A 14953-nucleotide genomic window follows, 5' to 3' on the forward strand; every position below is an offset into this window, starting at 1 on the left:
TTTATATTAGAATCATTCAACATTAAAAAGATAGATTTAAGCCTATCGAAAAAACACGAGGTATCGGATAATGTCCATATCCATCAGCAAAAGTGTCCCTTTCCGGATCAAACCCTTCATATTTACTACTTACAATAGTGAATACATCTGTTGCATTTACATATACATAACATTTTTGTAAAAACATCTTATTGGCTAGTGCCGTAGGCAAAGTGTAGCCTAACTGGATATTTTTCAATTTAAACCACGACATATTACATGCCCAGAAAGATGATTGCTGTCTATTCCAAGTGTCATTTACTTTTATTTGAGGTAATTCATTCGATGGATTTTCCTTTGTCCAGGCATTACGCCATCTTTCTGTAATAGAGCCACCCGAAATGCCAAGAGGCTCAGTCCAGGCATTCTGGAAATAACCATGCACACCGGCAATCCCTGCAAACTGGAAATTCAGATCAAAGTTTTTCCAAGAGAGACTACCGTTGATACCATACGTAAATTTAGGTATCGTATTACCAATTTCCTCTTTATCCCTGTAATCCAATTTACCATCGCCATTCACATCCTTATACCTCAAATCACCGGCAGTCGGCATATATCCATTGTCATACATATGTTTCTGTGCTTCTTCATCCGTCTGGTAAACACCTTCCTGAATAAAACCATATAATGTTTTATAAGAATATCCTTCACGGATCAGATAAAGCTGATCAGGCGCTTTCCCTCCCCTGAATTTTGTTACTTCATTATCCACATACGTTAAATTAGCACCTATGCTGTAGCTGAAATCAGAAGCGGCGATACGATCCTGCCAATTGACATTCAGTTCCAAACCCGCATTTTTCATCTCTCCTACATTTTCAAAAGGAGCGGTCAGTCCACCTAATATTGTCGGAATAGGAAGCTGTACAATAATATCGGACGTTTTCCTTACAAAATAATCTGCTTCTATATTCAGTCTGTTTTTCAGGAAACCCAAATCGAGCCCTATATCTGTAGTGGTGGTTGTTTCCCATGTGATCATCGGATCAACCAAACCTGTAATAGCAGCTCCGGGAGCCAGCGTATTGTTGAAATTATAGCTATTCTCATAATCCTGTGTCAACACTGTCAGATATGGGAAATAGTCTCCATTACTAGGATTGCTGAGATCTCCGATATTCTGATTTCCTAATTTTCCCCATGAAGCACGAATTTTCAGGTTATCGAAAATACCCAGTTTTTTAATAAACTCTTCTTCACCTAAACGCCATCCGGCAGAGAAAGAAGGAAAATACCCCCAACGGTTCCCTTTTGCAAAACGGGAAGACGCATCCGCCCTTAAATTGACTTCTGCAAGATATTTTCCCATTAAGGCATAATTTATACGTCCAAAATAAGAAAGCATACGCCATTGGTATTTATTACCTATTGCCGTCGGATTCTTTGTTCCGGAACTTACCTGATGCAAATCTCCTTTGGAAGGGTCTGTTTTAGAAGCTTCGGTCACCCGCTTGGTTAAAGCTTCCTGCTGATATCCGAGCAATGCCGATATATCATGTATCTCACCAAAGGTTCTATTAAAATTGATATTGGCAAAGAATGTGGAGTAAAACTCATCCGACACTTTACGGTAAACATTTAAAGTGGAAGGAAAATCTAACGGTTTACTTTTATTGGAACCATCCAGATCGGTATAACAATAATGAAGCTGGTTATATTTATCCTGGTTATTATTGTTATATTGTCCACTATATTGTGCAGTCAGACTCAAACCCTCCATAAAGTCAATCGTGGCATAGACATTTCCCTTCATAAAATTATTAATAGACTGATTTTGTCCATTATATAAATCAGGGAAAGGATTACGGGTATCAACTATCGGTTGTCCGGCTTTATCCCCGGAAAGATACAAAGCCTGCGTTCCTCCAAATGTTTTTCCATCCTGTAGATAAGGAGTAGAGAACGGATGACCGTTTGCCATCATATAAATAACACGGCTAATCCCATCATAAGGTTGATTACTCACCTTTCGCATTAAACGGGCTCTTGCTCCCAAACGCAACCAGTTACTTACTTTCGCTTCCGTATTTACAGTCAAACTATAACGTTCCGAATCCGTATTTTTCACAATACCGTTATTCTTTAAATAACCCAGCGAGATATAACTGTTAGATTTTTTCCCACCTATCGTTGCCGATAAATTATGCTGGGTCGTAAACGAATTATGGAATACTTCATCAAAATAATTCGTACTTGGATATTTATAAGGATCATTTCCATTCCGGAATGCCTGGATCACATCATCCGGAAACAAAGGATTACTACCACTGTTGGTAAATGCAGAGTTCCAAAGTTCCATATACTCCGGACTGTCCGTAATGATATCATATTTTCGACCTAATTGCTGCACACCAAAATATCCCGTATAATTAACAGAGACTTTATCGCCCGAACCTTTCTTCGTCTCGATCAGGACAACACCGTTTGCAGCACGTGAGCCGTAAATAGCAGCAGATGCCGCATCTTTCAAAACAGTAATGGAAGCGATATCATTAGGAGCCAGTTCTGACATCCGTCCTTCCACCCCATCGATAAGAACCAACGGATCCGTGTTATTCAACGTACCATAACCACGCACTCTGATAGTAGCCCCATCAGAACCGGGTGCACCCGAATTCTGGCTAACCCAAACGCCCGTCACTTTTCCAGACAAAGCCTGAGATGGGTCGGTAATAGGCCTATTTTCTAATTCCTGACCATATTTTACAGTCGACACCGAGCCTGTCAGATTTGCTTTCTTCTGGACTCCATATCCAACCACCACAACTTCATCCAGTTTTTGTGTATCCTCTTTCAGATTGATATTCAATACGCTCTTTCCGGAAACCGGTATTTCCTGATCTAAATAGCCTATATAAGAAACCACCAATATGGCTCCTTCCGGAATATTATCAAGCACAAACTGACCGTCCACATCGGTAATCGTTCCATTTGTCGTACCTTTTACTACAATATTAGCTCCGATAACAGGAATACCAGAGTCATCAAGTATAGTTCCCGATATTTTTTTGCCTTGTTGCACAACCGCTAAAACGTTATTCACAACGTTCTCCCCTTTTGATTTCAGATTATCTTTCAAAAAGATACGATTATCTATAATTTTATAGCTTATACCAGTATTATTAAAAACTCTGTTCAAAACATTCTTTATAGATTCGTTTTTCATCTTAACCGAGATATCTCTTATTTCTCTATCCAATAAGGCTTCATCATAAGAAAATTCATATCCGGTTTGTTTACTGATATGTTCGACTAAAACACCAACTGTCGTTTTATTCAATGAAAGTTCCAAATTTACATATGTTTGAGGGGAGCTTACAGCTAATGATGGCGGAACAACCCCTAGCAATAAAACCAATGTCGCAATATATGCTTTGCTATTCATAATATGTGATTTATAAATTAGTATTAATTTCAGTTATAACTTCTCTTTTCGTATTTTCTGAATACGCTTTCTCTCTCTTCTTTTTACTCCATAGGCATTCCATTTTGTTGTTCATATATAAAGACCTCTTTTCCCTCTATCCGGTACCGGATCGGAGCTAAAAACGTGAGAAGTTTCAGGATGTCAGGCAGGCTCTCATCCTCATTGATTACACACCGGAACTTACGCCGGGCAAGAATAGAAGATTCAATGTTTATATTCACATTAAATTTTACGGAAAGTTTATTTGCTATTTCACGGAGAGTTGCATTTTCAAAAACGAACTGATTCAAACGCCAGGCTGTATAAATATTGGAGTCTACAGTCTCCATAGTATATTCATTCCTGCTTTGGTTATATGTCACTTTTTCGCCCGGGGAAACATCCAGCACTTTATTCCAGGCTCTATCCAACAAATCTATTTTTCCGGTTACTAAAACCGTTTCGACTTTCTTATTTCCGGCGTCTACTTTCACATCAAATGAAGTTCCTTTTACACGCACATGCATATAATCAGTAGAAACACAGAACTGTGATTCAGCATTCTTCGTTACGTCAAAAAAGGCTTCTCCCTGTAAAGAAACCCGACGTTTTTTAGTAGAATACGATTCCGGATACTTCAGTGTAGACCCACCTCTCAACCAAACGGTAGTTCCATCGACAAGTATCACCTTTCTTACATCCTCGCCGGAGTTAACTGTAATACTTATCTGTTTTTCAGGCTTGAAATATTCATATCCGCCATAAGAAAAAGAGAATAAAACAAGGATGATTGCCGCATATTGTATTACCTTATACAAAAGCCGTTTATAGCTGGAACGATCTATCCTTACATTCAGTTTTTCAAGAGCATCATCAATACGCTCTGCATCACCATAAAGCACTGCATTCCAGGAGATACGCAAACGCACTACCTCCGAAAACACTTGCTTATTTTCGGAAGACAGATTGCTCCAATCTACCACCTCACGCATTTCATCGGGTGAGATATTATCGGCTAAATATTTTGCAAGAAGTCCGTAATCAAAATCCATTCGTCAATTTCTCTTTTTATAAGCGAAACGAACGAACGGGAAAAACTACGGAGACAAATACGATTTATCAGGAAATATTTTTCATTACCATTCCTTCTGTAAGCAAAAGAATATACAACAGGTAAAAATCTTTTTTAGACATATGCTCTTTCAGATACTTAACAGTCAGATAGATATGACTCTCCACCGTCCGTTGCGGTATTTGAGTCCGGGCGGCAACTTCTTTTGCTTTCAATCCATTAATATAAGTCAGAATAAATACTTCACGCCGCTGAGCAGGCAATTGGTCTAACAAATCATATAACCGCTTATAGAAATCTTTCGAATATAATTTTTCCATTACTGAAGTTTCCTCCCTCAGTAAATCACCATACTCCTTTAGATAGGTTTCCTCTACATGAAGGTTGTATTTTCCTGCTGATTGCTGCTTTTTAAAATGATCGAGGCAACGGGTATAGGCCGATTGAAATAAATAGGAATGAAAACCATCCCCGGCATACAACTTATTGCGGTTTTCCCATACGTACAGAAAAACATCCTGAACGATATCTTCAGCAATCTCTTGTTCCACCATAGTAGTAACATATGCCATAACACGAGGATAATAATGACGGAAGAGACTGTTAAAAGCCTCCCGGTTCCCTTCTTTCAATTGACTTAACAAAGCAACATCAAACATACTTGTATTAAATTTATAAAGAAAGCGTGGAAGCTATTGATATTACTACATTTGAGGCTCTGGACGGCCCATCACACTATAATATACAATAGCCCCACGCTTATGATTGCATATAGGTTCCTTCTTCAGGTAAGTATATAACAACATAGGCGTAGGAGCATCTTGGATATTATCCAGTATGATGAAATTGTCCAGATTTCAAATGTAGGATAATATGTAACGCTTCTACGTTTTTTTAGTACGTCTGGCAAAGGTAGTATCAAAATAAATAAAAACAAAGGTAGCATATGAAATATTCAATACCTTTGCCCCTACAAATTACTAAAGATAAAAATATGAATTACTACGAACTAAAATTCACATACGAATCGCCTGTCGAAACAACTGTCATCAGCGACATTCTTGCCGCCGAACTGGGTGAGATCGGATTCGAGAGCTTCACCGAAAGCGAAGACGGGTTGCTGGCCTACGTATCCGACTCATTATATAATGTAAATACATTACAGGACAAACTGAAGGAATTTCCGCTTGAAAACGTCGCCATCCATTACACCGCACAAGAGGTGGAGGGCAAAGACTGGAACGAGGAATGGGAAAAGAACTACTTCAAACCCATCCGTATCGGCAACGACTGTATCATCCGCGCCTCCTTCCACGAACCGGAGCCGGGCTATACATATAATATAGTAATAGACCCCAAAATGGCATTCGGGACAGGTAATCACGAAACGACCTTCCTCATGATCAGCGAAATGCTGAAACTCGACCTCGAAGGAAAAGACCTGCTCGACATGGGATGCGGCACAGCCGTACTGGCTATCCTGGCGAAGATGAAGAAAGCCGGTAAGGTGGTCGGCATCGACATAGACGAATGGGCTTACAACAACGCCCTTGAAAACACACGCCTGAACGATACGGAAGATATACAGGTCGCACTGGGCGGAGCCGAACAGATCCCCGCTTTCGGACAGTTCGATATCGTGTTTGCCAACATCAACCGCAACATCCTGCTGAACGATATCAAACATTATACCGAATGCATGAAGCCGGGCGCGCTCCTTTTCATGAGCGGTTTCTACACCCAGGATATCCCCTTCATCCGCGAAGAGTGCGAACGTAACGGGTTGATATTCCTATCGCATGCCGAAAAAAACAACTGGGTGGCTGTCAAGACGCAGAAGCCATAACTTTATTTAACAGTAAAAGTTAACACAGAAGTAAACTATCATTCGAAGAAAAGCGTTATTTTAGTAGACACATTTAAATGTAAGAGTTATGAAAAATGTAGATTCTAAATTATTACTAGGTTTGGTAGTGGGTGCAGCAGTAGGTGCAGCAGTCGGATATCTGGCAGCTACCGATAAGAGAGAACAGTTACTGGAAGAATTGAACGGTGTAGTTGGAAAAGTAAAAGAAGGCTTTAATTCCGCTCTCGCCAAGTACAAAGAAGGTAAAGCTGAGGTAGTAAAAGCTACAGAAGAAATTGTAGCTGAATAATCATTTATGGAAAAGGATTCAGGAAAAATCTTTCGTGAGCTGAAAGAAGACGTTTCAGCTTATGTAGAGTTAAAGCTTGAACTTTTGAAGTTAAGCACATACGAAAGAAGCGGCCAACTGATCGCGGTTCTTTCGTATGGCTTAATTTTACTGTTTTTGGCTTTCTTCGCTATCCTGTTCATATTCCTGGCTTTAGGGTTCTTTATGGGAGATATCTTCGGTTCGATGGGAACCGGGTTTGCCTTTGTGGCAGTACTATACCTCCTATTGATCGGGCTCATTATAATGAACAAAGGTAAAATCTGCCATACAGTACTCAACGTAGTGATCGCAGCATTAAACGGTAATGACGAAAAAGACGATGCAACAGAAGCAAAACAAGCCCCTGACACCGCTGGAGAAGCTGATTTCTGATAAAGAGCGTATCCGCAGGCAATGTGTTATACAGGAACAAAAACTGAATGACGACTTTTCTTATATCCAGGAGAATGCAGGAAATCTGCTGATTTCCGGTTTTACCACCTTATTATTCCCGAACACTAAATCGAAAAAAACAGAATCTGCCGACCCGTCGGCCTCATCCGCCTCCCCCGCAGAAGCAGCAATCCCTATCGGCTTCTCGGATTACTTAAGCATAGCGCAAGGCCTTCTTCCCGTCGCATGGGACGTTGTTAAGCCATTTTTGCTTACCTGGGGAATACGAAAGGCTCAGAGCTGGTTTACAGGCTTATTGTTCAAGAAAAAGAAATAGCCGTGAACAATTAATTTATGTTAGAGGGCATATTTTTCTCTACATAATAAATGTAAAATAGAAAAAACATGACTACATTTGCAGTCGTTAAAAACAAGGATAAATAATGAAACATAGTATTTCTCTTTTGATCGCATTCACAGGAATGCTCCTGATGTTGGTTTCGTGCGCAACTCCTTGTGGCTGTTAAATGGATTTTACGTAATATTTTTAATAAACCCATAAAAGTTTTATTACAATGATTAAAGTAGGTATTAACGGTTTCGGCCGTATCGGACGTATGGTGTTCCGTGCTGCAGTTAAAAACTTCGGCAATGATATTCAGATCGTAGGTATCAACGACTTGTTGGATGCTGATTATTTGGCATACATGCTGAAATATGATTCAGTACACGGCCGTTTCGATGGCACAGTTGCTGTAGAAGGTAACAATTTGGTTGTAAACGGTAACAAAATCCGTTTGACTGCAGAAATGGATCCTGCTAACCTGAAATGGAACGAAGTTGGTGCTGACGTTGTAGTTGAATCAACTGGTTTCTTCCTGACAGACGAAACAGCTCGCAAACATATCCAGGCTGGTGCTAAGAAAGTGATCATGTCTGCTCCTTCTAAGGACGCTACTCCTATGTTCGTTTATGGTGTTAACCATACTTCTTACGCAGGACAGGACATCATCTCTAACGCTTCTTGTACTACTAACTGCTTGGCTCCTATCGCTAAAGTATTGAACGACAAGTTCGGTATCGTTAAAGGTTTGATGACTACAGTTCACGCTGCTACTGCAACTCAGAAAACAGTAGACGGTCCTTCTAAGAAAGACTGGAGAGGTGGCCGTGGTATCCTTGAAAATATCATCCCTTCTTCTACAGGTGCTGCTAAGGCTGTAGGTAAAGTTCTTCCCGTATTGAACGGTAAACTGACTGGTATGGCTTTCCGCGTTCCGACTTCTGACGTTTCTGTTGTTGACTTGACAGTAGTTCTGGAAAAGGCTGCTACAATGGACGACATCAAAGCTGCTATGAAAGAAGCTTCTGAAGGCGAATTGAAAGGTGTACTGGGTTACACAGAAGATGCAGTTGTTTCAACTGACTTCCGTGGTTGCTCTAACACTTCTATCTTCGATGCTAAAGCTGGTATCTCTTTGGATGACAACTTCGCTAAGATCGTATCTTGGTACGACAACGAATGGGGTTATTCAAACAAAGTTTGTGAAATGGCTCGCGTTATCGCTGGTAAGTAATCAAATACAAATCAGTATATGGAAGCCGTCCGCTGCAAAGTGGACGGCTTTTTTTGTATCTTTGCACTAAGATGAGAACATATCAACTTATTACGATACTTGGGCCGACCGCTTCCGGTAAAACTCCTTTTGCCGCAGCCCTGGCCGACCGGCTGGATACGGAAATAATCAGTGCCGACTCCCGCCAGATCTACCGTGGCATGGATATTGGCACCGGGAAAGACCTGGCCGATTATACCGTCAACGGTAAGCTTATCCCCTATCACCTGATCGACATCTGTGATCCGGGATACAAATACAACGTTTTCGAATACCAGCACGATTTCTTCCGTGCCTATCAGGATATACGGGAGAAAGGGAAACTGCCTGTCCTCTGCGGCGGCACGGGCATGTATATCGAAGCTGTACTAAAGGGATATAAACTGCTGGATGTCCCCCAGAATCCGGAGCTGCGTGAGTCATTAAAAGAGAAATCACTGGCAGAACTGGAGCAAATATTGTCGACCTACAAGGTTTTGCATAACAAAACAGACGTCGACACTGCCCAGAGAGCGATCCGGGCGATAGAGATCGAAGAGTATTACAAGGCGCAAGCCCCGGATACCAACGAATACGATCCGATCGACAGCCTGATCATCGGTATAGATATAGACCGTGAGCTGCGTCGTGAAAAAATATCCAGACGATTGCGTACGCGCTTGGATGAAGGCATGGTCGACGAGGTAAAAGGGATCATCGACTCGGGCGTAAAGCCGGAAGATCTTATTTACTACGGACTGGAATATAAGTATCTGACATTATATATCATCGGTGAACTTTCATACGAGGAGATGGTTTCCCAGTTGGAGATAGCCATCCACCAGTTTGCCAAACGGCAAATGACGTGGTTCCGCGGAATGGAACGCCGGGGATGCACGATCCATTGGATCGATGCCACCCTGCCGACCGAAGAAAAGATAGAAAGGACATTGGAATTATTGAACGGATAAACAATATAAAAAGGAATACATAAATGTTTTTTTAAAATAAACTATCACACTATCACTTTTTGATGTAAATAGCTATATATCTGCTATTTGAACAGTGATAGTTGGTCGTTTTAACTATCACTCATCTATCACTGAACTATCACTATCCTGTTTTAAAATGAAACGGGAAGTAGTATTTTTTCAGAAAGTATATGACTAAAGTTCAGATAGATAGTAATAAAAGTTGGTTGACACCCGGGTGTTGACAGTCCCGACACCCGGGTGTCAGCGGCATTGAGACGGGGGTGTAAACAGTATTGAAACGGGCATTCCGGAAACAAAAAGCAGGTATCCGGGCGTAATAAAGCAATAGCTTTGGAAGAAAAAAGTCCGGGGAAACGGATAAATACGCCGGTATGCAGTAGCACAGATCGTTATTTGAGAGCAAAATGATCATGCATTAGTTAAAATAGCTTATTCCTTGTTATATCGGATAGATATAGAAAATGTTGAACCTTAATAACGAAATATAAATTCAAACAATTATGATAACAGTAAACGATTTTAAGAATAAAGAGAACTTCTTCCTGATGGCCGGCCCTTGTGTGATCGAAGGAGAAGATATGGCGTTGCGTATCGCAGAAAAGGTTGTTGGTATTACTGAAAAGCTGAATATACCATACATCTTTAAAGGCTCATACCGCAAGGCAAACCGTTCCCGCCTGGACTCATTCACCGGGATAGGCGACGAGAAAGCGTTAAAGATACTCCGTAAAGTAGGCGAAACCTTCAACATCCCGACGGTAACGGATATCCATGAAACACACGAAGCAGCTATGGCCGCCGAATATGTGGATGTCCTGCAAATCCCCGCTTTCCTCTGCCGGCAGACCGACCTGTTGGTTGCAGCCGCACAAACAGGAAAGATCGTCAACATCAAGAAAGGGCAATTCCTTTCTCCGGGAGCTATGCAGTTTGCCGTACAGAAGGTCGCCGATGCAGGTAATAATAATGTCATGGTGACGGAACGCGGGACGACATTCGGCTACACCGACCTGGTTGTCGATTATCGCGGCATTCCTGAAATGCAGACATTCGGTTACCCGGTTATCATGGACGTAACCCATTCCCTGCAACAACCCAACCAGACATCAGGAGTAACAGGTGGCCTGCCCGCATTGATAGAGACAATCGCCAAAGCAGCCATTGCCGTAGGAGCAGACGGTCTCTTTATCGAAACACACCCGGAACCTTCCAAGGCAAAATCCGACGGCGCCAATATGCTGCAACTGGATCTACTGGAAGGACTGCTGACACGCCTGGTTCGTATTCGCGAAGCGATCCGGTAAACAATCGCTTAACCATAAAAAGAAAGGGCTTTCGATTAACGAAAGCCCTTTCTTTTATATTCTCAAATATCCTGGTCTTTATTATCCCATCTTACTGATCTTCCTCAACTTGTCGTCGTCTATCAACTTGATTTTTCGTCCGTCGATAGCGATGATACGTTCGGAGACAAAGGTAGATAATGTACGGATTGCATTGGAAGTAGTCATGTTCGACAGATTTGCCAGATCTTCACGGGACAGGTAGATACTTAAAGTAGCACCGTCCTCTTCCAAGCCATAACTATCTTTCAGGAATAACAAAGACTCTGCCAGACGACCCCGGATATGCTTTTGAGTGAGATTCACGGTGCGTTCGTCCGCAACTCCCAGATCAAACGACAACTGACGAATGAAGAACATAGCCAGATGCGGATTACCCATCAGCAAATCAGTAACAACTGTCATCGGTATCAGGCAAACGACAGATGCTTCAAATGCAGAGGCATTTGTCAAATAGTTTTCCTGAGCAAAGTTAGCACGGTAACCAAAGTACTGAACAGGCTTAATCATACGGATAATCTGGCTTCGACCGCCAACACCTTCCTTAAAGATTTTCACCTTGCCTTTTAGTAAGCACATCATGTCCCTTGGTTCGTCGCCCTCGCAATAGATCAACTCGTTACGTTTGAAATGCTGGATCGTCGAATTATTACGGAGCACCTCCCGTTCTTTATCGGTCAGAACTCTCCATACTTCTGCTAAACTGGCCGACAGATCGACCTCTTCTTTTTGTTGCTTAACCACGACTGTTTTATAACATACTTATGAAGCACAAATGTACAACTTTTCTTTTGAATTAGTAAAATGTTTAATACGATAAATTGTATTTTCAATTACATTTTACTTTCTTTTACTACTAATTCAAATTTTATTCGTTACGTTTGTAGCAAAAGGGGTGATAATTTGTTGAAAAGATACGTTTTGATATTTGCTCTGATTTTATTGACTGTAACGACTTTCGCCAAACCGGAAAGTGGTTATAGAAGCAGGGTATTGCCCGACTCAAAAGAGAAAACGGAGTCGTCCGTGCGGGCAGATTCCATTATGAAAGAGGTAATTAAAAATGCCGATAAATACCAGCATATCTTATCCAAGTACGAAGCCGAGATCTACATCAAAGGACGTACAGAGATACTCAAACACAACTTTCTGCTACGGTTCGGCCACCATCTCTTTCCTGTCGACAGGAAAAACAAAGACATGATCTTCGAGATGGTAAGCAACTCCAAGTTCACCGCCCCGAACAGTTTCCTGCATAATTTCCAGGCAGTGAACGGGAACAGCATCCCAAACAGCAAAAAGCAGCAGGAAGCATTAGGTTTCCTGAACCTCAACGTATATTCCTCCACTATCTATAACGAGGGGATCATCACCCCTATGACCAAAAGCGCATCGAAGTTTTATTCCTTCAACCTCGAGGAAGTCTCCGACTCTACCGGACTGAAGATATATAAAATCAGGTTTATGCCTAAGTTGTGGAGCCAGAAGCTGGTCTGCGGCGACCTGTATATCCGCGATAAATCATGGATCATCGACAAGATCGATGTGAACGGGCGTTTCGACTTCGCAGAGTTCAACCTGGTAATGACGTTCGGCAGGGACTACCGCCGCTTCATCCTCCCGGACAAAGCCAGCCTGTTCCTCCGCTACCATGTGCTGGGGAACGTGATCGCGACCAGCTATCACTCATCTTTCAAATACAACGCCGTCGAATGGGTAGAAGAAGATAACGAAAGTAAGAAATGGAGATCGTTAGACCTCACCGGATACTATAAACTATCCTCAGACACCGTACCTATTATCCGCGATACGGCTTTCTGGAATAAGGAACGCGACCTTCCGCTGACCCCGGAAGAAAATAAACTGTACGAGATAGTCGACAAGGAAACCCAGCAGGAGACAGACACCGCCAATATCACCAAATATCTGAAGCTGACGGAAAAGTTCACCAATACGATGAGCATGGATTATAAAACGACCCGTCTCAAATATTCGGGAATCTTCAACCCGTTCCAGTTAGGATATTCGGGACACAACGGTATCACTTACAGGCAACGTCTGCGCATCAGTAAGACATTCGACAAAGACCGCCAGATCCGTTTCCGTCCGGATGTCGGTTTCGTATTCAAAAGAAAGGAAATATTTTTCAGCGTAAACGGCGACTGGGAATACCAACCGGAGAAGAAGGGAATACTCAGCATCTCTTTCGGTAACGGCAACGAGAGCTACTCGTCCGCCATCATGAAGGATATCAACGAGCAGTTAAAGGATTCATCCTTCAACTTCGACGACCTTAACCTGGAGTATTTTAAACATTACTATGCGGAAATACGAAATAATATAGAGTTGTTCAACGGCTTTCAGTTGTGGGCAGGCGTCACTTATCACCGCCGCATTCCGGTAAAGAAAAAAAGTGAAATACCCGATCCGGGAGAGGGAGTGGAAGAACTGATCAACGAGAATTACCACGATTTTACCCCTGTGATCGGAATATCCTATACGCCCCGCCAGTATTACTGGATGGACGGATACCGGAAGGAGTACCTCTATTCCCACTATCCGACCATATCCGTAGAGTTTGCCCGTGCCATCCCCGGAGTAGGCAAAAGTACGGGTGACTATGCGCGTATAGAAGCCGACATCCATCAAAGCATCCCGCTGGGATTGTCTCGGAAACTGAATTATCACCTCAGCGGCGGGGTGTACCTGAATCCGAAGTCTATTTACTTTGCGGACTTCCGCTATTTCTCCCGCAGGCAATTCCCGGAATCGTGGGGAGATGAGTTCGGCGGGGTATTCAACCAGCTGAGAAGTTTCTGGTTCAATGCCTCCGACAAGTACGTGCAAGGGCATCTGATGTACGAAAGTCCTTTTATCCTGTCGCAGTTGTTCAAGAAAAAGACATCCAAATATATCCTGTCCGAACGATTTTACTTCAGCCAGTTGTGGACACCGGTGTTACCCAGCTACACGGAAGTCGGATATGGTTTCGGTAACCATATCTTCAACGTTGCCGCCTTTGCCGGGTTCGACAGGTGGAAATACCAGAATATCGGTATCAAGTTCGCCTTCGAATTGTTTCAATGATTTGCCTGCGGACGGACAACCATTATCCCGCTGTTCCGTTTGATGCCTTCGACATATTCCTGCAAAGGCGCCTCATTGACGATCACTTTCTTCTGTGTCGTGGAAGCGTGAACGAAGGTCAGCTTCTCTCCTACCCGGCAAATCACACCGACATGCGATATATCCAAGCCTTTTATCGTGGTGACAAAGCAGACGATATCGCCTTCTTTTATGCCGGATGCCAGCTTGTCGATTTCTGATTCGGGAATATAATAATAAGGACGGGCGCTGATCTCCTTTTCTTTCGAAGCGATCTTTGCTACCAACGACGGATTCTCCTTCAACGGTTTGTAACTATCCGGGTGGGTAGACATGAAGGAGACTGACACCGGAAGGGATACCCCTCCGATCCCGTGGGTTACATCTTTCAGGAAACCTCTTTGTTCGTTCTCGAATATCCAGTCGGTCGTATAATGCAGGCGGCTCGTATAGTCGTCGATCTCTCCGTTGCGATAGCGAAGGGATTGCAGCGTCTTACAGAACATATCGAAGGAAGGAGAAGCACTTTGCAGGGTTCTTGTCAGGGCTACCGTATTTTCCACCAGGGTCATACAATCCATTTCCCGCAGGTTGATCACCAGTCCTTCCGGCTCCTTCTCCAACGTGGCAGCCACATAGGGAACGCCCAGGAAGAAACGGGCGGTCTTAACCATCAACTCGCCGGTGGGCAAGGATTTGTCGGGCAGCATGGTTGAGAGATAGCGGTCAAAAACAGCCCGGTCTGCTTCGGTATAGTAGACTTTGTCGGCTGCCTGGCCACAAAAGAAAAAGAAGGTAAAGATGAATAATAAGATTGTCTTCATA

Annotated in this window: 13 protein-coding genes; 8 read left to right on the plus strand and 5 right to left on the minus strand. The window is 42.6% G+C overall.

The window, feature by feature from the left end:
• Nucleotides 1–22 precede the first annotated feature (22 nt).
• The 3 genes from HMPREF1212_RS14940 to HMPREF1212_RS14950 all read right to left on the minus strand — a co-directional run bounded on the left by HMPREF1212_RS14940 (nucleotide 23) and on the right by HMPREF1212_RS14950 (nucleotide 5179).
• The gene (locus HMPREF1212_RS14940) at nucleotides 23–3427 is read right to left on the minus strand and encodes a TonB-dependent receptor (protein WP_046149892.1); all 3405 of its coding nucleotides are present in this window, start codon (nucleotides 3425–3427) and stop codon (nucleotides 23–25) included.
• Nucleotides 3428–3510: 83 nt separating this feature from the next.
• Nucleotides 3511–4500 carry a FecR family protein gene (locus HMPREF1212_RS14945; RefSeq protein WP_046149893.1) on the minus strand — a complete coding sequence of 330 codons (990 nt, stop codon included), beginning with the start codon at nucleotides 4498–4500 and terminating at the stop codon, nucleotides 3511–3513.
• 67 nt (nucleotides 4501–4567) lie between these two features.
• Entirely contained in the window at nucleotides 4568–5179 is a 612-nt protein-coding gene (locus HMPREF1212_RS14950; RefSeq protein ID WP_028730470.1) for an RNA polymerase sigma-70 factor, read from the minus strand.
• A gap of 335 nt (nucleotides 5180–5514) precedes the next feature.
• On the opposite strand from HMPREF1212_RS14950, the gene prmA reads away from it, so the two are divergent.
• The 7 genes from prmA to kdsA all read left to right on the plus strand — a co-directional run bounded on the left by prmA (nucleotide 5515) and on the right by kdsA (nucleotide 10984).
• The gene (prmA, locus tag HMPREF1212_RS14955) at nucleotides 5515–6366 is read left to right on the plus strand and encodes a 50S ribosomal protein L11 methyltransferase (protein ID WP_046150419.1); all 852 of its coding nucleotides are present in this window, start codon (nucleotides 5515–5517) and stop codon (nucleotides 6364–6366) included.
• A gap of 88 nt (nucleotides 6367–6454) precedes the next feature.
• Nucleotides 6455–6676 carry a YtxH domain-containing protein gene (locus tag HMPREF1212_RS14960; RefSeq protein ID WP_028730468.1) on the plus strand — a complete coding sequence of 74 codons (222 nt, stop codon included), beginning with the start codon at nucleotides 6455–6457 and terminating at the stop codon, nucleotides 6674–6676.
• Nucleotides 6677–6682: 6 nt separating this feature from the next.
• Entirely contained in the window at nucleotides 6683–7090 is a 408-nt protein-coding gene (locus HMPREF1212_RS14965; RefSeq protein ID WP_028730467.1) for a phage holin family protein, read from the plus strand.
• Nucleotides 7038–7427: a hypothetical protein gene (locus HMPREF1212_RS14970; protein ID WP_028730466.1), complete on the plus strand. Its 390-nt coding sequence runs from the start codon at nucleotides 7038–7040 to the stop codon at nucleotides 7425–7427. The genes HMPREF1212_RS14965 and HMPREF1212_RS14970 overlap by 53 nt, the downstream gene beginning before the upstream one ends.
• A gap of 238 nt (nucleotides 7428–7665) precedes the next feature.
• The gene (gap, locus tag HMPREF1212_RS14975; RefSeq protein ID WP_028730465.1) at nucleotides 7666–8667 is read left to right on the plus strand and encodes a type I glyceraldehyde-3-phosphate dehydrogenase; all 1002 of its coding nucleotides are present in this window, start codon (nucleotides 7666–7668) and stop codon (nucleotides 8665–8667) included.
• 71 nt (nucleotides 8668–8738) lie between these two features.
• Complete coding sequence (gene miaA / locus HMPREF1212_RS14980) at nucleotides 8739–9656, plus strand: tRNA (adenosine(37)-N6)-dimethylallyltransferase MiaA (protein ID WP_046149894.1); 918 nt, start codon at nucleotides 8739–8741, stop codon at nucleotides 9654–9656.
• A 524-nt stretch (nucleotides 9657–10180) separates the two neighbouring features.
• Nucleotides 10181–10984 carry a 3-deoxy-8-phosphooctulonate synthase gene (kdsA, locus tag HMPREF1212_RS14985; RefSeq protein ID WP_028730463.1) on the plus strand — a complete coding sequence of 268 codons (804 nt, stop codon included), beginning with the start codon at nucleotides 10181–10183 and terminating at the stop codon, nucleotides 10982–10984.
• Between the two features lie 81 nt (nucleotides 10985–11065).
• Here kdsA and HMPREF1212_RS14990 read toward each other — a convergent pair whose 3' ends face one another.
• Complete coding sequence (locus tag HMPREF1212_RS14990; protein WP_369800839.1) at nucleotides 11066–11737, minus strand: Crp/Fnr family transcriptional regulator; 672 nt, start codon at nucleotides 11735–11737, stop codon at nucleotides 11066–11068.
• A gap of 90 nt (nucleotides 11738–11827) precedes the next feature.
• Between HMPREF1212_RS14990 and HMPREF1212_RS14995 the strand changes: the two genes are divergently transcribed.
• On the plus strand, nucleotides 11828–14110 hold the full coding sequence (locus HMPREF1212_RS14995; protein ID WP_081693451.1) for a DUF5686 family protein: 2283 nt from the start codon (nucleotides 11828–11830) through the stop codon (nucleotides 14108–14110).
• On the opposite strand, the gene HMPREF1212_RS15000 is transcribed toward HMPREF1212_RS14995, so the two are convergent.
• Nucleotides 14104–14952, minus strand: a complete 849-nt coding sequence (locus tag HMPREF1212_RS15000) for an N-acetylmuramoyl-L-alanine amidase-like domain-containing protein (RefSeq protein WP_046149895.1) — start codon at nucleotides 14950–14952, stop codon at nucleotides 14104–14106. The two genes, HMPREF1212_RS14995 and HMPREF1212_RS15000, sit on opposite strands and share 7 nt — an antisense overlap.
• Nucleotide 14953 lies beyond the last annotated feature (1 nt).

Source organism: Parabacteroides sp. HGS0025 (assembly GCF_000969845.1).
Lineage (GTDB): Bacteria > Bacteroidota > Bacteroidia > Bacteroidales > Tannerellaceae > Parabacteroides > Parabacteroides gordonii.